Raw genomic sequence first — 21,053 nt, forward strand, 5'->3', positions numbered from 1 at the left:
GCACTTTGTGAAGATGATGAGAGTGTGAGGAAGAATATGCCCATTTCGCAAAGGTTGGTGAATGCAAGAGGGGAGCGCATTGCTGTGGTAAGTGGTTTGCGCACACCATTTTTGCGTCACAATACGGGCTTTAAAAGCTGCTTTGCTTTGGATTTAGGGGTGATGGTGACGAACGAGTTATTAAATCGTCTGCCCCTTGAGCGTGAGCAAGTGGATAAATTCATTTTTGGGCAGGTGATTCAGCAGCCCGATGTACCTAACCTCGCGCGTGAAATTGCTGTAACCTTAAGTATGCCTCAGGTTGAAGCATATACACTCACCAGTTCATGCACCACAGGGTTGCAGGCGGTGGCGAATGTTTGCAATGGCATTATTAGCGGTTCAATTTCCTGTGGGATCGCCGGTGGCGCGGATTCTATCTCTAACGCGGCGATTAGTCTTAAACCTAGTGTGGCAAGGCTGTTGCGCGACACACTACGCGCGCCGAGCATGGCACAAAAGTGGCAGACGCTCAAACGGCTGTCGTGGCATGACTTTAAGTTACAGCAAATTAATTTGCGTGACCCGCTGACGCATTTTTCACTGGGGGATATTTCGGAGCAGATGGCGCAGAATTTCGCCCTTACCCGTGACAGCCTAGATGCCTACACCGCACATTCACACCAAAAAGCTGAACTGGCTTGGCAGCAGGGCTGGTTTGATGAAGAAGTGATGCTGACGTATCCTACGCCTTATACGCACTATGTGCGCCGTGACAATATGATCAGCGAACACATTAGTCCTGAGTATTATGCTACTTTTAAGCCCATTCATGGCAGTGATCACCACCGCGTGACGCCGTGGAGTGTTTCTGAGCCTGCCGATGGTGCAGCGGCGGTGTTGTTGATGCGTGAAGAAATGGTAGAAGAGTATGACTTAACGCCACTGGGCTACATTCGAAGCTTTGCGATTACGGGCAATGATGTGTGGCATAATATGCTGTTAGGCGCGACTTATGCCAGTGCGAGGGCGTTGGCATGGGCGGATATGACATTAGATGATATTGATTTGATTGAGATGCACGAATCTTCCGCTGCGCAAGTGTTGGCCAATCTTCAGCTATTTAGCTCACGTCAGTTTGCGCACAAGCATCTTGGGCTTGATGACCCCTTGGGGGAAGTGGATATTGAAAAGCTCAATCCGCTTGGAGGCTCACTCGCATTTGGTTCTCCGCGCGCAATTACCAGCATGCGTACACTGATCCAGGCACTTTATCAAATGCAGCGTAATGATTTAGAAACCGCATTGGTGGCGTCTAGTGGTTTGGGAGGTTTGGGCGCAGCGATGGTGTTGGAGAGGGAATAATGGAACAGTCTGAAATCCAAAGTGCGGTCGACGCATTTGATCAACAAAGTGACGGCAATTTATTTAAGCTCAGTTTCCGCCCTGATGATGTCGCGGTGATCACGTTTAATGTGCGTGAAAAGCCTTACAATTGGTTGGGGCAAAAATTGATCAACCAACTGGACGCTGCAATTGATCATATCCTTAATTGGCAAGCTAAGGGTATTTTGTTTCAATCGAGCAAGCACCACCACTTTGTGCAAGGTTTTCCACTGTCAGAATTGGAACAAGACGAGCACAGTCAGTTGGTGGCATTTGCCCACCGCTGCCAGCAGTTAATGGATAAAATTGCTCATCTTAGTGTGCCAACGGTGTGCGTGATTGAAGGCAACTGTTTTGGTTTAGGGTTGGAGTTGGCGCTGGCTTGTGATTACCGCATTGTCGGTAGCAGCCAGCCAGTGTTTTTATGTATGCCACAAGTCCGTTCAGGCATTTTGCCGTTTGCAGGCGGTTGCGGACGGTTAGTGACGCGCATTGGGCTTGCGCGTGCGCTGAATATGCTGCTCAACGGTGAAAAAATCAGCGCTGAGCACGCATTTGACATCAATTTAGTCGACGAGGTCGTCAACCCTGCTATTTTGCTCTCCAGCGCTTGCAGTTACATTCAACACCATCACACCCACACGAAACGCCAGCGCTTTCGCCTATGGCGCAATATTGAGCGTTTTACGCTGTGGCGACGGCACATCATCAATCAAGCAGAGCAACATTGCAAAGCGTGGGCATTTGAAAATTACCCCGCGATCAATGCGATGTTGGCGTTGTTTCGCGCGCATCAAGAACATGACCAAAGTGCGGTCAGCCAAGCATTTGCACAGCTGTTTTTAGACAACAGTTCAAAAATGCTGCGTCAAATTGAACGCACGCATCGGCGCATGCGCCACCAATACCTTGATTTGCAGCAGGATGTGGCGATCAACAAAGTGGCGGTGCTTGGCAGTGGCTTTATGGGGGCGGGCATTGCGTATATCACCGCCGCGCGCGCCAATTTGCCTGTGCGGATTAAAGACATCAACGCCAATGGCGTGCAAAAAGCACTGCGGCTGAGTTATTTGTTGCTACAAAAAGAGGTGGAAAAAGGCTTTTTGCCCTATGGTAGATTGTTACAAAAAATGTATCTCATCAGCGGTGGTGATCGCTTTGTTGGCAAGCAACAAGCGGATGTCGTGATCGAGGCTGTGTTTGAAGATTTACAACTTAAACAGCAGCTGATCAATGAAAGTGAAACGTACTACGCCGAAGATACCGTTTTTGCCAGCAACACCAACACTCTTTCCATTGCCGACATTGCTCAAAGTGCGGTGCGCCCTGAAAATGTGATTGGCATTCATTATTTCACGCCAGTGAGCCAGCGCCGCGTGGTGGAAATCATCCCGCACGCGAATTGTGCTGAACAAACCATCGCCAAAGCACTGCGTCTTGTCACTTTGCAAGGGCAAGTACCATTGTTGGTAAAAGACAGCGCAGGCTTTTTCATCACCCGCATTTTAAGCGCCTTTTTACTTGAAGCCTATTATGTGTTGCTTGATGGCGAAGATATTCCCAGCATCGAAAAAGCGCTGCAGGAGTTTGGTTTTAAAGTCGGCCCATTTGCCATGCTCGATGAAATGGGGTTAGATATTTTTGTCAAAGCGCTGCCACAACTTGAGCGCAGCTTTGGCGCACGCTTTGCTTTGCCGCCGAAAATTGACGAATTGCTGCGCAACGAGCGTAAAGGGCGCAAAAATCGGCGCGGTTTTTATCTTTACCACTCCAGAAGTGGCGATCGCACGCAGGTGGACAAAAGCATTTACCAAGTGCTGGATCTCATCATCGAAAATAACCTTGAAAGCGAAGAAATTGTGCGTCGCTGTATTTTAATGATGATCAACGAAGCCGCTTACTGCGCCCAAGAAGGGGTTATCACCAACCTTGATGAGGGCAATGTGGCGTCTGTGTTAGGCTTTTTCTTCCCTGAATTTCGTGGCGGAATTTACGCGTATATGGCGGATGTGGGGCATGAAACGATTGTGGCTGAGCTTGACGCATTACACGCCCGCCATGGCGCACGTTTTGCCGCCTGCGATTGGTTGAAAGGGCAAAGTGCGGTTGAGGAACACGCGGAGAAGGCCGATGGCGGGCGATAAACGCTGGGACAGGTATGCCTGTGTGTACGATAGCGTCATTGCGCTGGCTAAGCGGCAACGTCAGCAGGTGTTTGCGGTGCTGGACTTGCATTCGCACCGCACTTTTTGGCTGCCAGGTTGTGGTAGCGGGCAGGATTTGTGTTATTTGCCTGCGCAAAGTGCAGTTTATGCGCGCGATTTTTCTGCCAAAATGCTTGCCAAATGTGCAACGCGTCACCAGCGCCTGTGTCAGCAAGGGCATAATCTTGAGCTGCACCTCAGTCAAGGCAGTGCGCTGGCATCGGGGCTTGATGATCATTCAGTGGATTGTGTATTGCTGCATTTGATTCTGGCGGTGGTGGATGATGAAACCGCACTTTTGCAAGAGGCGCTGCGCGTGCTGAAAAACGGCGGCGTGCTGTCGATTTGGGATAAAGCAGTGCCCATTGGGGGCAAAGTCACCCTGATGCGCCGTTGGATAAATACGCTGACTGAGGCATTGGGCACGCGTGTGACTTTACAAATTGATAGCTTGCTCGATGGGCTACCATTGGCGATAATATCACAACAGACATTTTTTGGTGGGCATATGCAGCACTGGTGCCTGCGCAAAATTGAACACAAGGATAAAGGATGAACTCAGTGGCAATTGTTGGTCTAGGCTGGCTTGGATTTAGCCTCGCGAAACATTTGAAACGCGTGGGCTGGCAGGTTAAGGGTAGTAAACGCACCCATGACGGTGAAGAGCGCATGCGCCTTAATGGCTTTGAGGCCTATTTTTTAGAGCTGACGCCTGAGATCAATGCTGATCCCGATGACTTGACCGCACTTTTGGATGTTGACAGCCTGATTATCAACATTCCGCCGAGTGAGTATTTTTTTGATCTTTCAAGCTATGTGCAAGGGGTGAAAAATCTCGTCAATGAGGCGATCAATAATGGTGTTGAACACATTTTGTTTATCAGCTCCAGTTCGGTTTACTCCCTTTCTGATGGCACATTTACCGAAGACATTCCACCGCAGCCAAGCTCTGATGTGGGTAAGGCGTTATATGAAATTGAGCAGTGGCTTTGGGCGCAGCAAGATATTGACTGCGATATTTTGCGCTTGAGCGGGCTGACCGGCCCTGATCGTCATCCTATTAAATCTTTGGCGGGGCGGCGTGGTTTGCACAATGGTAATCAACCCGTGAATTTGGTTCACTTAACGGATTGTGTGTTAGCTATTGAATTGTTGTTGGAAACGCGCGCTTATAAGCGCCTTTATAATCTGTGTGCACCAAGTCATCCAACGCGTGCGGATTACTATATAGAAATGGCCAAACGCAGCGGGCTTGAGGTGCCAGAATTTATCATAGAAGATGACGCTCCGCAGCGCATTGTCAGCGGCGAGAAAATTTGCCGTGAGCTTGATTTTGATTACCGCTATCCTGATCCTTTCCAAATGGTATTGGAAGAACAAACACAATATTTCCACCAAGATTAAGGCACACTATGTTATTGCAAGCAAACAACCGCACTTTGGATCTCCATCAGGTGCAGATTATGGGCATTTTAAACGTCACGCCCGATTCGTTTTCTGACAGCGGTCAGTTTTATGACTTCGACCGCGCTTTTCGCCATGTTGAAGCGATGCTCAACGCAGGCGCAAGCATCATCGACATTGGTGGCGAATCCACTCGACCAGGGGCGGCGGACGTGAGTGTGGAGGAGGAAATTGCGCGCGTGGTGCCGCTGGTTGAAGCGGTGAGAACGCGCTTTGATTGTTGGATTTCGGTGGACACATCCAAAGCACAAGTGATGCGAGAGGCCGCCAAGGTGGGCATGGATCTGATCAACGATGTGCGCGCACTGCAAGCGCCAGAAGCATTGCAAAGTGCGGTCGATTTGAATTTGCCTGTATGTATTATGCACATGCAAGGCCAGCCGCGCACGATGCAGCAAAATCCGCACTACGACAATGTGGTGCGTGAGGTGTGTGATTACCTCAATCAACGCGCGCAAGATTGTATGGCGGCGGGTATTCGCCGTGAAAATCTTATCCTTGATCCAGGGTTTGGTTTTGGGAAAACCACCGAACATAACTATCAATTATTGCAACAGTTAGATACACTGTGTGCATTGGGTTATCCCGTCTTGGCAGGGCTTTCACGCAAGTCAATGATCGGCAACGTGTTGCATAATGACATAACCGATCGCGATCTTGGCAGTGCGGTCGCATCACTATTGTGTGCGATGAAAGGCGCGCGCATTTTACGCGTGCATAATGTCAAGGCGATGGCGCAAGCATTAACCATTTGGCAGGCGACTCAAGATCCTGCCCGAGCAAAATCATAAGGACAAACAATGGCAGAACGTAAATATTTCGGCACCGATGGTGTGCGTGGTAAAGTGGGCGATTTCCCGATTACACCTGAATTTGCATTAAAATTGGGCTGGGCTGCAGGTAAAGTGCTTGCCAGCCAAGGCAGCCGCAAAGTGTTAATTGGCAAAGACACGCGGATTTCAGGTTATATGTTGGAGTCCGCGCTGGAGGCAGGGCTTGCGGCAGCGGGGCTTTCTGCGGCGTTTATCGGTCCGATGCCAACCCCAGCGGTGGCGTATCTCACCCGCACTTTCCGTGCAGAAGCAGGCATTGTCATTTCCGCTTCGCACAATCCTTACTGGGACAACGGAATCAAATTTTTCTCCAGTCAAGGCACCAAATTGCCTGATGAGGTGGAGCTGGCGATTGAGGCGATGCTAGATGCGCCGATGGACTGTGTGGAATCCGCCGAGCTTGGTCGTGCCAGCCGTATCAGTGATGCGCCTGGTCGCTATATTGAATTTTGTAAAAGCACTTTCCCAGCCCATGCTAGTTTAAATAATCTCAAAATTGTAGTGGATTGCGCTCATGGTGCCACCTATCACATTGCACCAAATGTATTGCGCGAGCTTGGCGCCGAGGTGATTGAAATTGGCACTAAACCTAATGGCTTGAATATTAATGAAAAGTGCGGTGCTACTGATATTAAAGCACTGCAAGAAATTGTGGTGCAATCTCGCGCTGATGTGGGCTTGGCCTACGATGGTGATGGCGACCGTTTGATTATGGTTGATCATTTGGGGAATAAAGTGGATGGCGACCAAATTCTGTTTATCATCGCGCGTGAAGCATTGCGTGCAGGTAAGTTGCAAGGCGGGGTGGTCGGCACGTTGATGAGCAATATGGCGCTTGAATTGGCGCTGAAACAGTTGATGATCCCGTTCGTGCGTGCCAAAGTGGGCGACCGTTATGTGCTGGAACAAATGGAGGCGCACGGTTGGAAATTAGGGGGCGAAAATTCAGGACATATCATTGTGTCTGACAAAAATACCACAGGTGATGGCATTATTGCCTCGCTTGAAGTCTTAGCGGCCATGGTGCAGCAAAATGTTAGCCTGCATGAGCTGGCCAGTGCGGTGCAACTTTTCCCTCAAGTGTTGATCAATGTGCGCTTTGAGGGCGGCGTTGATCCGCTTGAAAGCGATGAAGTGAAAGCTGTGGCTACTGAGGTGGAGCAAGCGCTGGCTGGCAAAGGGCGGATATTGCTGCGCAAATCGGGTACCGAGCCACTGATTCGGGTTATGGTAGAATGTCGTGATGGCGAGTTGGCACAAAGTAGTGCTGAGCGTATTGCAAGTGCGGTTAAAGCCGTAAAATAAGGAGTGATTATGCAGTTAAAAAACACAATCAAAGGTGTTATGTTCGCCAGTTTGTTGGGCTTGAGTAGCCTAGCGTTGGCGCATGGGCAGCTTTCAAAAGACATGCGTGAAATAATGCAAAGCACCCGTCAAGCACTGCGCGCTGACGACAGCCAAACATTCATTCAAGCAATAGACAGCGTGATTGATGCGGCGAAAAATGGCAAAACACAAACGCCACACCGTTTGGCGGATGAAGCACCTGATAGCGCGCAGGTGCAAGATTATCAACAAGGCATGCAAGATTTTATCGATGCGGCTGAACAAGCCAAATCGCAAGCGCAACAAGGCAATTTGGACGCAGCGAAAGCACAGGTGCAAACGCTTTATGACCTGCGAGATACTTATCATCCCAAATATAAATAATCCGACACCGCCAGCTGGCGGCGCAGTGACGTACTGAAATCACAAGGAGAGTTATGCAAAATCAGCCCGCAGTTATTGAATTAACTCAGCACAATTTTAACGACGTGTTACAAGGTGCGGCGCAACAGCCAATGGTTGTGACATTTTTTAGCCCATCTAGCCCGCAATCGTTGGAGTTTACCGCACTTTTAACCCGCATTGCCGAGCAGCATAATGGCGCCTTTTTGCTGTTGACAGTCAATTGTGACAGTGAGGCGATGATCGCACAGCAATTTCAAGTGCAAAGCGTGCCAACCACGTATTTATTCAAAGAAGGAGCGCCGTTTGATGCGTTCCCTGGTGTGTTGAGTGAAGATGAGCTCAAAGTGCGGTTGAGCGCCTTACTACCAAAAGAAGAAGAGCTGAAATTCAACCTTGCGCTTGACTATTTGCAAGCAGAAGACTACAACAACGCACTGCCGTTATTAAAAGAGGCGTGGGCGCTATCGGATCAAAAAAACAGCGACATCGCACTTTTGTATGCTGAAACCTATATCGCAATGAAAAATGCCGACAGCGCACAGCAGATTTTAGATCAAATCCCACTGCAAGACAGAGACAGCCGCTGGCAGGGCTTGCAGGCGCAAATTGAATTAATGAATGAAGCGGCGAATACGCCTGAAATTCAGCAATTGCAGGAGGATTTCAAAAAATCTCCGCGCCCTGATATTGCCTTGAAATTGGCGTTACAGCTGCACCAAGCAGGCAAAAACGAAGAGGCATTGAAATTATTGCTCTCGTTTTTAAGACAAGATTTAAATATCGAAAACGGCGATCTGAAAAAAGAATATCTCGCTATTTTGCAGGCACTCGGCACCGATCCGCTGGCAAATCAATATCGCCGTTTTATTTATTCACTTTTATATTAAGGAATTATTATGAGCGTTAAGCATTGCAAATTGTTAATTTTAGGCTCAGGTCCTGCGGGCTACACTGCGGCTGTTTATGCCGCGCGTGCTAATTTAAGCCCAGTATTAGTCACAGGCATGCAACAAGGTGGGCAGTTGACCACCACCAGCGAAATTGAAAATTGGCCTGGAGATTTTGGTGACACCACTGGCCCCGAATTAATGCAACGTATGCTGCAACATGCTGAAAAATTCAATACCGAGATTGTCTTTGATCACATCAATAAAGTGGACTTAAGCACGCGCCCGTTCAAATTGTGGGGTGATAGCCATGAATTTACCGCCGATGCGTTGATCATCGCAACGGGCGCGTCGGCCAAATATTTGGGGCTGGAGAGCGAGGAGCAATACAAAGGCAAGGGTGTTTCAGCGTGTGCGACTTGTGATGGCTTTTTCTATCGCAACAAGCCTGTCGCTGTGATCGGCGGAGGCAACACGGCAGTGGAAGAGGCGCTTTATCTTGCGAATATCGCCAGTGTTGTGCATTTAGTACACCGCCGCGATACATTCCGCGCTGAGAAAATTTTAATTGAGCGTATGCAAAAACGTGTTGCTGAAGGCAAAATTGTGCTACACACCAACCGCACTTTAGCTGAAGTGTTGGGTGATGACATGGGCGTGACAGGCGTGAAATTGCAAGATACCCAGTCTGATAAACAAGAAGAAATCACGCTTGATGGCGTGTTTGTCGCCATTGGCCACGCACCGAATACCGCACTTTTTGAGGGGCAGTTGACTCTCAATGGCGGTTATATTGTGGTTAATTCTGGCCTAAATGGCAACGCCACGGCGACCAGCGTGGAAGGTGTGTTTGCTGCAGGTGATGTGATGGATCATATCTATCGACAAGCGATCACATCCGCTGGTACAGGCTGCATGGCCGCGCTTGATGCTGAGCGTTTTTTAGATAATCAAGAGCAATAAGAAAAGTCAATGGTGCAAGCCTGCCTTGCACCTGATTGCAAGGAAGTTAAATGGACAAAGCACGCCAAAAGCAGGTTAATCAATGGCTGCGTGCACAGCGAGTAATGATTAAACGCCCGCTGTATTTTAATGTATTGTTAGGTTGCATAAGTGCGGTTTTACTTGTGCTGCAAACATGGGGTTTGGCTTTTTTGCTTGAGCAGCTGATCGTCAAACGCGCCGCCCCGTCCGACTTTGTCACGTATTTTATTGGGCTGAGTGGCATTTTTGTGCTGCGTGCAGGCATTTTATATTGGCGTGAGAAAATTGGTTTTACCAGTGGGCAGCGCTTGCGTAGCCATATCCGCGCGCAAGTGCTGGATAAACTGGCTCTCATTGGGCCTGTTGCCATGAAACAACGCCCAGCGGGCAGTTGGGCGACCATTGTGCTTGAGCAGGTGGAAAATTTGCATAACTTTTATGCGCGCTATTTGCCGCAGCAATATTTATCCATGCTCATTCCGCTGATTATCGTTGCCGCCGTGTTTCCGATTAACTGGGTGGCGGGCGCTATTTTGTTGATTACCGCACCGTTAATTCCTGTTTTTATGGCGTTGGTGGGGTTGAAAGCGGCGGAAACCAGCCAAAAAAATATCACCGTTTTACAGCGCCTTAGTGGGCGTTTTCTCGACCGATTGCGTGGCTTAGAAACTTTGCGCTTATTCGATCAAGCCGAATATGAGCAGCAAGAGATGACAAAAGCGGCGGATGAATTTCGTATCACTACGATGGATGTGCTGAAAGTGGCTTTTCTTTCCTCTGCGGTGCTGGAATTTTTTACTTCTATCTCAATTGCGATGATGGCGGTTTATTTCGGCTTTAGCTATCTTGGGCAGATTGAGTTTGGCCACCATGGCATGGCATTAACGCTCTTTGTCGGCTTTTTTAGTTTGATCTTAGCCCCCGAGTTTTATCAACCGCTGCGTGATCTTGGCACGTATTATCATGATCGTGCTGCTGCCATTGGCGCGGCTGATAGCATTGAGGCGTTTATCAGCCAATCGGTGCAAGGCTCGCAAAGTGCTGACAAAGCACTTGCCGAGGATGATAGGCTTGACATTGCTGCCCACGACCTTGAAGTGCTAACGCCAGATGGGCGGCCACTGAGCGGCAAATTGCATTTTCACTTAAAAAAAGGTGAACGTGTTGCGCTGGTTGGGCAAAGTGGCGCGGGAAAAAGCTCATTGATGAACGTGTTGTTGGGTTTTTTGCCTTATCGTGGCAGCCTGCGGATTAACGGTGTCGAGCTGCGAGAGTTGGATTTGCCGCGCTGGCGTGAACGTATTGCTTGGGTGGGGCAAAATCCATTACTTTTACCTGGCAGCATTCGTGAAAATGTGTTAATTGGTAATCCGCATGCCAGTGATGACGCGCTATGGGCTGCGTTGGAAAAAGCCGATGCCGCAACATTTGTTAGCCAATTAGGTTTAGATTATGTGTTACAAGAGGGCAACGTGGGGCTTTCAGGCGGGCAGATTCAGCGTTTAGCGGTGGCACGAGCGATTTTGCGCCACAGCATGTTGTTGTTACTTGATGAGCCGACCGCTAGTCTTGATGCCAACAGTGAAAGTGCGGTTTTATGCTCGTTGGCACAATTAAGTCAGCGACAAACAACGCTGATGATCACCCATCGCATTGAAGATCTGCGTGAATGTGATCAAATTTGGGTTATGCGCCAAGGCGAGATTGTACAAAATGGGCAGTTTGATGTGCTTTCCCAATCAGGCTACTTCGCCCAGCTTTTAAACGAACGGCAATATGAGATAAATTGAGATAACCATGCGAGCGATTTTCCCTTTTTTAGCCCTGTTTAAACACGCCTATGGGCGGTTACTTTTCGGGGTGGTGTTAATGATTCTCGGGCTGAGCGCCAGCATAGGCTTGCTCACGCTCTCAGGGTGGTTTTTAGCCGCTGCTGCACTGGCAGGCAGCCAGATAATATTCAACTTTTTCTATCCTTCTGCAGGCGTGCGGGGCTTGGCCATTGGGCGCACCGCCATTCGCTATGCCGAACGTTTGGTCATGCATGACGCCACTTTCCGCGTCATCGCTAAACTACGTATCGCGGTGTTTGCCAAATTGATTCCGCTCACACCAGGTGTGTTAGCCCGTTTTCGCAATAGTGATTTATTAAACCGCTTGGTTGCCGATGTTGATACCCTTGATAATCTCTATTTGCGCTTAACCGCGCCGTTTATTAGCGCGCTGGCAGTGATTGCGTTTTTATTTTTCGGTTTAAGTTTAATTGACCGCACTTTAGCATGGGTGCTGGTGGCATTTTTGTTAGTGCTGACCTTTTTGGTGCCGTTTATTTTTTATCAGTTAGGTAAAAAGTTTGGCGCAACATTGACACTTGAGCGCGCCCGTTTTCGTGTACGTTTTATTGACTGGTTGCAAAACCACGCAGAACTTTTGTTGTTCAACGTGGAGGGGCAAGCGCGTCATAACTTGGCACAAAAAGAGCAACAATGGCAGCACCTGCAAGGGCAAGAGGCGGCATTAACTGGGCTGTCGAGCGCGGTGGTATTACTGATCAACGGCGCTTTACTGCTCACTATGTTATACCTTGCAGGCAGCACAGAATTTGCGCAACAGCACGACTTTACATTGGCCAATATTGCGCTATTCACTTTTGCTGCATTGGCTTCGTTTGAAATTATTATGCCGCTTGGGGCGGCATTTTTGCGCTTAGGGCAAGTGATCAGTGCCGCGCAGCGCATTAATGATATTACCGAACAGCTGCCTTTGGTGCGCTTTACGGGAACACGCATGAAACCAGCACAAAGTGCGGTTGCGCTCGCCCTTGAGCAGGTGCATTTTCACTATCCAGCAACGGAAAAAGCGGTGTTGTGTGACATCAACCTTTGCGTGCCGACTGGCGAAAAACTGGCTCTGCTGGGGAAAACAGGCAGTGGGAAATCTTCTTTGCTACAGTTGCTGGTGCGTAATTTCGACCCAAACGAGGGGCGCATTTTGCTTGGTGGCGTGGCAATTTCAGATTACACGGAAAGCGCATTGCGCGCACAAATGAGCGTAATGAGCCAGCGCGTTTATATCTTTAGTGATACGTTGGCGAATAATTTGCGCCTGGCTAAGCGTAATGCCAGTGATGACGAATTAAGCGAGGTGTTAAGTGCGGTAGGGCTTGAGTATTTATTGACACAAAATGAGGGCTTGGCACAGTGGCTTGGTGATGGTGGGCGGCCTTTGTCAGGCGGAGAACAACGGCGCCTGGGATTCGCGCGTGTATTGTTGCACAATGCGCCGATAGTGTTGCTCGACGAACCCACAGAGGGGCTTGATCGTGAAACCGAGCGCGAAATGTTGTCACTGATATTACGCCACTGCCAAAATAAAACTTTGATAATGGTCACACATCGGCTGACCGCACTTGAGCAATTTGATCGCATTTGTATAATGGACAATGCGCGCTTGGTTGAACAAGGCCATTTTGCCACGCTTGCTGAGCGGCAAGACAGCCTGTTTAATCGCTTTATTCATCGCATTGGTTAGGAGATGAAATGATCCTTAGCATTACCACTGACAGCCCCAACATTGCCATCGCCCATATTGCGCAGTGTGCACGGGAGCATAAATTTTCCATTCGTTCATTACGCGAAGTAGGTGGTGCGTTGCAGCTCGAGCTTGATGGCACCGTACTTGATGATAATACCTTAAAAAATATGCTGGAAAGCTCGCAAGCCATTACAACGGTGGCTGTGGTGAATACCAACAACGATGAGATCATCGCACAAAGTGCGGTCATGCAGGGCTTGCTGAGCACGTTGGCGACTTATGCGCAATCTAACGCGCCTTTGCTGATCCAAGGGGAAACGGGCACGGGTAAAGATCTGTTTGCTAAACGTTGCCATCAGCTCAGCCCACGACGCGCGCACAAATTTATAGCCATTAATTGCGCAGGCTTGCCGCCAGAGGATGCCGAGCAAGAAATGTTTGGCCACGCCAGCGGTGAATATACCAGCATTGGTTTTTTTGAATATGCCAATCACGGTACGGTGTTGTTGGATTCTGTCAACGAGCTTTCCCTTGCCTTGCAGGCGAAATTATTGCGCTTTGTCAACGACGGTACCTACCGCCGTGTTGGAGAGGAAAAAGAGCATAAAGCCGACGTGCGCGTGATTTGTACTTCTCAAAAGCCATTGTCTTATTATGTGGAAAAGGGTGAATTACGTGAGGATTTATATCACCGTTTGAATGTGCTTAGCCTTGAGATCCCACCACTGCGCACCCACGTTGAAGACATTGAGCCACTGGTGAAACATTTTTTACCCCAAATTAGCCAGCAGTTGGGCAAAAATGTACCTGCTTACGACCGCACTTTTATTCAACAGCTTGAAGCCTTTGAGTGGGCTGGCAATGTGCGCGAGCTTTATAACGCGCTTTATCGCAGCTGTGTCAATGCCGAGCCTAATACTTTACTCACTCTCGCAGAAATCCACAGTAAACATAATAACCACAAAACCGTCGATATTGATGATTTTGCCAATATGACGCTTGAGGAGATTATAGGCCAATATGAAGAGCAAGTGTTGCAAGCGTTTTATCTCGCCTATCCCAGTACTCGCAAGCTCGCCACCCGCCTTGGCACTTCCCACACTACTATCGCGAATAAGTTAAAGTTGTATGGGATTAAAAAATAGCGATATAAAAAAACGCACTTTTAAAGTGCGGTTTTTGTTTATTGGGTAGGTTATTTTTTCTTGGCGTATTTCAAGGAGTCGATGGCCACCGCGAGGATGATAATCGAGCCTTTGATGATATATTGCCAATATGGGTTAACACCGATGTAGGTCAAGCCGTAGTTGATCACAGTGAAGATAAGCACCCCTGTTACCACGCCGATAACTGTTCCCACACCACCGGCGAAGGAGACACCACCAACTACGCATGCCGCGATGGCATCTAACTCGTACATAAAGCCGAGGTTGTTGGTCGCAGAACCGATACGGCCAGCTTCAAGCATACCGCCGAAGGCGTAGAACATACCAGCGATCATGTAGATCACGACCAAGTTGCGGGTGACGTTAACACCCGATACACGCGCGGCTTCTGGGTTGCCGCCGATGGCGAAGATATTTTTGCCGAAACGGGTTTTGTTCCACATAATCCACACCAGCACGGTGGCGATAATCGCATAGATGGTAATGTACGAGAGCCTAAAGTGCCCAAAGCGGAAGTACCCTTGTGCAAACTCGGAGAAGTTAGCAGTGAAGCCTGCAATTGGCGATGAACCTACGGCATCGTAGTAAAGGGAGTTGATACCATAGACGATAATCATGGTGCCCAAAGTGGCGATAAATGGGGTAACGTTAAGCACCGCAATGATAAAGCCGTTGAGCAAGCCGATGATAGCCCCGATGGCGCACACAGTTAAAATCACCAATGGAATTGGGATTTCAGGCAAATCTGGGAAAACACGGTTAACATTGGTAATTGCCTGCAATAAGGTAGCAGACACCACCGCCGCCAAGCCCACTTGGCGACCTGCTGACAAGTCGGTACCTTGCGTGACCAAAAGCCCCGCAACACCGAGCGCAATAATCAAACGCACAGAAGATTGCGTTAAAATATTACTAAAGTTGATCAAACTTAAGAAACTGGAGTCTTGGATAATGATAATCGCCAAGAGAATTAACAACACAAAATAAATCGCGTTTTGTTTGAGAAACTCAAGCGACTTGTTTTTTCCTATTTCAGCCATTTTCGTGTTCCTTCTATTTTTATAAGTATTTGGCGGCAAGTTGTAAAATCTCTTGCTGCGATGTTTCTTTGGTGTTGACAATGCCGGCGAGTTTACCGTTACTCATCACCATGATGCGATCGGTGATGCCAAGCAACTCAGGCATTTCAGAGGAGATAATAATGATGCCTTTATCTTTTTTGGCAAGCTCCATAATTAACTGATAAATCTCATATTTCGCGCCGACGTCGATACCGCGAGTTGGCTCGTCGAGCATCAAAATTTCAGGTTGGGTCAAAAGCCAACGGCCGATGATGACCTTTTGTTGGTTCCCGCCCGAGAGTGAGCCAATGGTGGTTTTGTGCGATGGGGTTTTCACGTTCATCGCATCAATTACCCATTGGGTGTCACTTTTCATTTTAGCACTGCTGAGCAGGCCAAATTTGGTCATATAAGATTTAATGTTTGAAATCAGGGAGTTAAACTCGATGGTCAGATTTGAATAAATCCCTGTGGAGCGGCGTTCTTCGGTGACCAGCGCAAAGCCGTTATTGATGGCTTCAAGTGCGGTTTTGTTGCGCATTTCTTTGCCATGCAGCTTGATGTTGCCGCCTTTGCGTTCACGAATGCCGAAAATGGTTTCCACAATATCAGTTCGTTTTGCGCCCACAAGACCTGCAATACCAAGGATTTCCCCTTTATGCAAGGTGAAGCTGACATCTTGCACTGACGGTTGGTTAAGTGCGGTCAGGTGCTCAATTTCTAAAATCACCTCTTTTGGCACGTTGGTTTTTGGCGGGAAGCGTTGAGTTAGCTCACGGCCAACCATCATCGCGACAATGCCGTCCATCGTCGCTCCCTTGACGGGAATGGTGTTGATCCACTTGCCATCACGCAATATCGTGATTTCATCACAGATTTTAAAAATTTCGTCCATTTTGTGTGAGATATAAATAATCCCACAGCCTTTATTTTTGAGCTTTTCGATGATCGTAAAGAGGTGATTGACCTCTTTTTCGGACAGCGACGAGGTCGGCTCGTCCATAATCACAATTTTCGCGTTATATGAAAACGCCTTAGCGATCTCGATCATTTGCATTTGCGAAACGGATAATTTGCCGACTTTTTCTTTCGGATCAATGTCGATATCCAGTTCTTTAAAAATTGCTTTGGTGTCGTTATACATTTTGCTGTGATCGACAAAACCCGCTTTGGTTGGGTAGCGCCCCAGCCACAGGTTATCCATCACGCTGCTTTGTTTCACCAAGTTAAGTTCTTGGTGCACCATTGAAATCCCGTTTTCCAATGCCTCTTTTGAGGTTTTGAAATTCACTGGTTTGCCTAAAAATAAAATGTCGCCTTCATCTTTGGCATAAATACCAAACAGGCATTTTAAAAGTGTTGATTTACCTGCACCATTTTCCCCCATCAGCGCGTGTACGCTGTGTGAGCGAACGGTTAAATTGGCATTGTCTAACGCTTTAACACCAGGAAAGGTTTTGCTGACACCTTTCATTTCCAGCAAAATATCACCTGTTGGAGAAGTGGGTTGTTGTGTACTCATGGCCAACCTCAAGGAAAAGGGGAGAGCAGGCTCTCCCTTGATTGATTATTTTAAGAATTTATCTAAGTTATCGGCATCAACACCAACGTAAGGTACACGCACGTTGCGGTTTTTCACTTCCCATTTGGTGCCTTCGGTGGCTGGCTTACCTTTCGCTAAATTGTTGGAGAGGTCAACAACAGCTTGCGCTTGGTTAACTCCATCGTTAAGTACAGTGCCTGTAATTTGACCACCTTTAATCAATTGCAATACTTCAGGCAACGCATCCACACCAAAGATTGGCAATTTTTTGCCGTGTGCTTTAGCGGCTTCTAATGCGCCCATCGCCATGCCATCGTTATTGGAGATGATCATCTCGATTTCGTTTGCTTTAGGGCCTGAAAGCCAAGCATCACTTTTATCTTTAGCCAGTGCGGCATCCCACATACCCGTGTCGATATAGAGCTGTTCAGTTTTAATGCCGTTAGCATTTAAACGCTCGATCACATATTTTGTACGTGCTTCGGCATCTGGGTGACCTGGTTCACCTTTGAGCAAGACGTATTGGATTTTGCCGTCTTTGTTCAGGTCAAGTTCTGGGTGGGCTTTCCATTGTTTAGTGATCAGCTCACCTTGGATTTCACCAGATTCTTTTGGATCGGTTCCGACGAAATAGGCTTTTTCATAGCTATCAAGCGCAGCTTGTCCTGGATCTTTGTTGAAGAACACCACAGGAATGTCGTATTCAGAGGCTTTTTTGATAATAGTTGGTGCGGCTGCTGGGTCAACCAAGTTGATAGCAAGGGCTTTAACCCCTTTTGAAATCAAGACATCCACTTGGTCGTTTTGAATGGATTGTGCGTTTTGAGAGTCATTCATTAACAACTCAACGTCTTTGAGTGCTTGCGCATCTTTTTCAATTTCTTGGCGCATCAATGACATAAAGTTGTCATCATATTTATAAATGGTAACACCGATTTTGTCTTTTGCCGCAGCGTTTGATACTGCAACACCCATACCGACAGCGACTGCGATGGCAGATAAAACAGCTTTTTTCATAGTTCTCTCCATATATAACCTATTGAAAGATCTGGATTGTCGGCACAATTGCGAAACCGCACTTTTCACCGAGTCCAAGAAATTATCGCCTTACGCGATAACGTGGCTCAAGCATACGCAACATAGTGTAAAAAGTATGTGATCATTTTCACATAATGAAAACGATTACATTATTTAGATAAAAATATGCGACGCAGATCACAAAAGTGCGGTTATTTGCGGAAATCGACAGAAAAGCGTTTCACTAAAGTGGGGTTGAACGTAATATTAGCTGGGGGCTGCATTGCACTGTTGACTAAACTCAGCGCCAGCTGAGCCGCATAACTGGCCATTAAATCAATAGGATAGCGAATAGTGGTCAGTTTTGGAATCAAATAGCTTGCCAATGGCATGTCGTCAAAACCAATCAAGGAAAATTGCTCTGGCACAGTTATAGCGTTTTCATTTAAGATTGATAGCGCGCCAGCTGCCATAGAGTCGTTATAACAGACCACAGCAGTAAGATCATCGTTAAAACTTAAGAGTTTCACCATTGCCTCTTCACCACCTTGATAATCGGGGCTGGCGCTGACCATATAAGATGGCTGAGGGAGTATGTTGTGTGCGCTCAAAGCATTGAGGTAACCTTGTTTGCGATCCATCTCATCGCTGATTTTATGATTTGAACCGATGTAGCCGATACAGCGATGCCCGTGGTTGATTAACGTTTGGGTGGCAAGGAAAGTGCCTTTTTCGTTGTTAAGATCAACGCAACGTGGTTCAAAACCCGCTAAAGTACGGTTGATGAGCACCATGCCTTTGTGGCGCTGCATATAATTGCGCAACACCTCATCGCTGAGGGCTTTGGCATGAACCACAAGAGCGGAGCAACGTTTACGCAGGAGAAGATCGATGGCCGCCTTTTCTTTTTGTGCATCGTGATAGCCAATGCCAATCAAAATATTATGTGCATTGGCGCTAGCCACTTGATCAACGGATTTGACCAAAATTCCAAAAAACGCATCGGTTACATCGGTCACCACCACGCCAAGCGCATCAGAGCTTTGGCTGGCGAGGGCTTGGGCGTTGGCGTTGGGGTAGTAGCCAAGCTTTTCCACGGCGCTGAGCACCGCGCGGCGGGTTTTATCGCTGATTTTTGCATGACCATTTAACACGCGCGAAACGGTCGCTACAGATACATTAGCCGCTTGCGCTACATCACGAATGGTAACCATAATTCACCCTTACACAAAATGTAACCGTTTTCTATCATAGTGGCTTTTTCTGCCCTTGGATAGCCTTTTGATACAAAAGTGCGGTCAGTTGAAATATTTTATTTCAATATTGCTGATCCCGATCACTTTTTTCAGCTCTTTATATAATTCATACGACGAACCGTGTTCAGAAATTTGCGCATTGATGGTAAGTACCAAATTATGTTCGTCTTGCTCTTTGATGCTAATAGTTTCAATGTCGCAGGACTCGCGATGTAAGACTTTTGACACGTTATTCACCAAATGCGTGTCTTGCATATCGAGTTTGATCATCACGCGGTTGATATTTTCATGTTTGGGAATAATACGTTTGAGACCAGTGCTGTATTTCAAAATAAAAATAATGATCACTGACGCCATTAGCGCATAAAGATAAAAGCCCGCGCCCACGGTAATGCCAACCCCAGCCACCGCCCAGATAATTGCGGCGGTGGTGATGCCAGAAATTACATCATTATTTTTTTGCAGAATCACGCCACCGCCGATAAACCCGATACCGCTGATAACCTGTGCAGCGAGGCGCATGGGATCAGTGCGGATATTATTGGAAAGGGAGGCGTAATATTCTGCGGCGTGAATGGACACGATCGTCAGCACTGAGGTGGTGACAGCAATCACCACGCAGGTTTTCACACCAACGGGCTTGCGTTTGATCTCACGTTCAATACCAATTAATCCGCCTAAAAGTGCGGTCAGCAATAGTTTGCCCAGCACAATCCCATCCATTTGATCACCAAGACTTGTCAAAAAGGTTGATAAGCTCATCATGTCCTTCATCTTTACTGTTGATTCCACTATTGTAGCGCAATTTTGTGCGAAAAGTGCGGTTTATTGTGGTGAGCGTTTCAGGAATTTCAGGGCTGAATGTTGAAACTTGTGATCTATTTAACAGTTTAAAAGCGTATTCATTGCTAAAGTAACGGTGAAAACGTTTACATTTAGGAGGCATTATGGTCACTTTACAATTTGATGCAACCGAACACCCGCACCGGCGTTATAATCCGCTTAAAGATGAATGGATTTTGGTCTCTCCACACCGCGCTAAACGCCCTTGGAGTGGGCAAAATGAAGCGCCTGCGCGCGATGAACTGCCAAGTTATGACCCGAACTGTTTTCTCTGCCCTGGCAACACTCGCATTTCAGGTGAGAAAAACCCTGATTACCAAGGCACTTATGTTTTCCAAAACGACTTTGCCGCGTTGATGACCAACAGCCCCGACGCGCCGAAAAGTGATAATCCACTGTTTCAAGTGCAAGGCGTGCGAGGCTTAAGCCGCGTGATTTGCTTTTCGCCTGACCACAGCAAAACCTTGCCCGAACTGGATTTAAAAGCCATTCGCGGCGTGATTGACACTTGGGATGCGCAATTGCAAGAGTTGGGCAAAGAATACCTTTGGGTGCAAGCCTTTGAAAATAAGGGCGCAATGATGGGCTGTTCACAACCACATCCGCACGGGCAAATTTGGGCGAATAGTTTCCTGCCTAATGAAATTGCCACCAAAGAGAAGAATCTCAAAGTCTACTTTGATAAACATGGTAGCAATTTGTTGCTTGATTACGTCAACGCTGAGCTAAAAGACGGCGCACGCACCGTGGTGGAAACCGAGTTTTGGCTTGCGGTGGTGCCTTATTGGGCAGCGTGGCCATTTGAAACCATGCTGCTGCCGAAAGTGCCCGTACGCCGCTTTGATGAATTAACTGACGCGCAACGTGATGATTTGGCACTGGCGATTAAAAAACTGACCACCAAATACGACAACCTATTTGAATGCGCTTTCCCGTATTCCATGGGGTGGCACTTCGCGCCGTTTTTTAAAGATGGACGCAATATTGATCACTGGCAGCTGCACGCCTGTTTCTACCCACCGCTGCTGCGCTCAGCCACCGTGCGCAAATTTATGGTCGGCTATGAAATGCTCGCCGAAGCGCAACGCGACCTCACCGCCGAACAAGCCGCCGCCCGCTTGGCGGCATTAAGTGACGTGCATTATAAAGCAAGATAAGGAGACAA

At 47.8% G+C, this 21,053-nt stretch carries 18 protein-coding genes; 13 read left to right on the top strand and 5 right to left on the bottom strand.

Annotation, left to right across the window (positions count from 1 at the left end; translation table 11 throughout):
* The first annotated feature begins 36 nt into the window (after positions 1-36).
* From HPC38_RS01785 to HPC38_RS01840, 12 genes are all read left to right on the top strand, one after another.
* Positions 37-1,344 carry an acetyl-CoA C-acyltransferase gene (locus HPC38_RS01785; RefSeq protein ID WP_208119568.1) on the top strand — a complete coding sequence of 436 codons (1,308 nt, stop codon included), beginning with the start codon at positions 37-39 and terminating at the stop codon, positions 1,342-1,344.
* On the top strand, positions 1,344-3,509 hold the full coding sequence (locus tag HPC38_RS01790) for a 3-hydroxyacyl-CoA dehydrogenase NAD-binding domain-containing protein (RefSeq protein ID WP_208119569.1): 2,166 nt from the start codon (positions 1,344-1,346) through the stop codon (positions 3,507-3,509). The genes HPC38_RS01785 and HPC38_RS01790 overlap by 1 nt, the downstream gene beginning before the upstream one ends.
* Positions 3,496-4,125, top strand: a complete 630-nt coding sequence (locus tag HPC38_RS01795; RefSeq protein WP_208119570.1) for a class I SAM-dependent methyltransferase — start codon at positions 3,496-3,498, stop codon at positions 4,123-4,125. Before HPC38_RS01790 ends, HPC38_RS01795 begins: the two co-directional genes overlap by 14 nt.
* Positions 4,122-4,973: an NAD-dependent epimerase/dehydratase family protein gene (locus HPC38_RS01800; RefSeq protein WP_208119571.1), complete on the top strand. Its 852-nt coding sequence runs from the start codon at positions 4,122-4,124 to the stop codon at positions 4,971-4,973. Before HPC38_RS01795 ends, HPC38_RS01800 begins: the two co-directional genes overlap by 4 nt.
* 8 nt (positions 4,974-4,981) lie before the next feature.
* Entirely contained in the window at positions 4,982-5,824 is an 843-nt protein-coding gene (folP, locus tag HPC38_RS01805; RefSeq protein WP_208119572.1) for a dihydropteroate synthase, read from the top strand.
* Between the two features lie 9 nt (positions 5,825-5,833).
* Positions 5,834-7,171 carry a phosphoglucosamine mutase gene (gene glmM / locus HPC38_RS01810; RefSeq protein ID WP_208119573.1) on the top strand — a complete coding sequence of 446 codons (1,338 nt, stop codon included), beginning with the start codon at positions 5,834-5,836 and terminating at the stop codon, positions 7,169-7,171.
* A gap of 9 nt (positions 7,172-7,180) precedes the next feature.
* Positions 7,181-7,576 carry a cytochrome b562 gene (locus HPC38_RS01815; protein ID WP_208119574.1) on the top strand — a complete coding sequence of 132 codons (396 nt, stop codon included), beginning with the start codon at positions 7,181-7,183 and terminating at the stop codon, positions 7,574-7,576.
* Between the two features lie 53 nt (positions 7,577-7,629).
* A complete protein-coding gene (locus HPC38_RS01820; protein WP_208119575.1) occupies positions 7,630-8,484 on the top strand; it encodes a co-chaperone YbbN in 855 nt (284 codons plus the stop codon).
* 9 nt (positions 8,485-8,493) lie between these two features.
* Complete coding sequence (gene trxB / locus HPC38_RS01825; protein WP_235977573.1) at positions 8,494-9,447, top strand: thioredoxin-disulfide reductase; 954 nt, start codon at positions 8,494-8,496, stop codon at positions 9,445-9,447.
* A gap of 50 nt (positions 9,448-9,497) precedes the next feature.
* Entirely contained in the window at positions 9,498-11,258 is a 1,761-nt protein-coding gene (gene cydD / locus HPC38_RS01830; protein ID WP_208119576.1) for a heme ABC transporter permease/ATP-binding protein CydD, read from the top strand.
* A 7-nt stretch (positions 11,259-11,265) separates the two neighbouring features.
* A complete protein-coding gene (gene cydC / locus HPC38_RS01835) occupies positions 11,266-12,999 on the top strand; it encodes a heme ABC transporter ATP-binding protein/permease CydC (protein WP_208119577.1) in 1,734 nt (577 codons plus the stop codon).
* 170 nt (positions 13,000-13,169) lie between these two features.
* Positions 13,170-14,147 (top strand): sigma 54-interacting transcriptional regulator, encoded by a 978-nt coding sequence (locus HPC38_RS01840; RefSeq protein ID WP_208119658.1) that lies wholly within the window; start codon positions 13,170-13,172, stop codon positions 14,145-14,147.
* 50 nt (positions 14,148-14,197) lie between these two features.
* Here the strand turns inward: HPC38_RS01840 and mglC are convergent, their stop codons facing one another.
* The 5 genes from mglC to HPC38_RS01865 all read right to left on the bottom strand — a co-directional run bounded on the left by mglC (position 14,198) and on the right by HPC38_RS01865 (position 19,807).
* A complete protein-coding gene (mglC, locus tag HPC38_RS01845) occupies positions 14,198-15,208 on the bottom strand; it encodes a galactose/methyl galactoside ABC transporter permease MglC (protein WP_208119578.1) in 1,011 nt (336 codons plus the stop codon).
* Between the two features lie 19 nt (positions 15,209-15,227).
* Positions 15,228-16,751, bottom strand: coding sequence for a galactose/methyl galactoside ABC transporter ATP-binding protein MglA (mglA, locus tag HPC38_RS01850; RefSeq protein WP_208119579.1), 1,524 nt, complete (start codon positions 16,749-16,751; stop codon positions 15,228-15,230).
* Positions 16,752-16,796: 45 nt separating this feature from the next.
* On the bottom strand, positions 16,797-17,789 hold the full coding sequence (gene mglB, locus HPC38_RS01855) for a galactose/glucose ABC transporter substrate-binding protein MglB (protein ID WP_208119580.1): 993 nt from the start codon (positions 17,787-17,789) through the stop codon (positions 16,797-16,799).
* A 212-nt stretch (positions 17,790-18,001) separates the two neighbouring features.
* On the bottom strand, positions 18,002-19,003 hold the full coding sequence (locus HPC38_RS01860) for a substrate-binding domain-containing protein (protein WP_208119581.1): 1,002 nt from the start codon (positions 19,001-19,003) through the stop codon (positions 18,002-18,004).
* An 84-nt stretch (positions 19,004-19,087) separates the two neighbouring features.
* Positions 19,088-19,807 (bottom strand): MgtC/SapB family protein, encoded by a 720-nt coding sequence (locus tag HPC38_RS01865; RefSeq protein ID WP_235977574.1) that lies wholly within the window; start codon positions 19,805-19,807, stop codon positions 19,088-19,090.
* Between the two features lie 185 nt (positions 19,808-19,992).
* On the opposite strand from HPC38_RS01865, the gene HPC38_RS01870 reads away from it, so the two are divergent.
* Positions 19,993-21,045 (top strand): UDP-glucose--hexose-1-phosphate uridylyltransferase, encoded by a 1,053-nt coding sequence (locus HPC38_RS01870; RefSeq protein WP_208119583.1) that lies wholly within the window; start codon positions 19,993-19,995, stop codon positions 21,043-21,045.
* Positions 21,046-21,053: the final 8 nt, after the last annotated feature.

Source organism: Spirabiliibacterium pneumoniae (assembly GCF_014884995.1).
Taxonomy (GTDB): Bacteria; Pseudomonadota; Gammaproteobacteria; order Enterobacterales; family Pasteurellaceae; genus Spirabiliibacterium; species Spirabiliibacterium pneumoniae.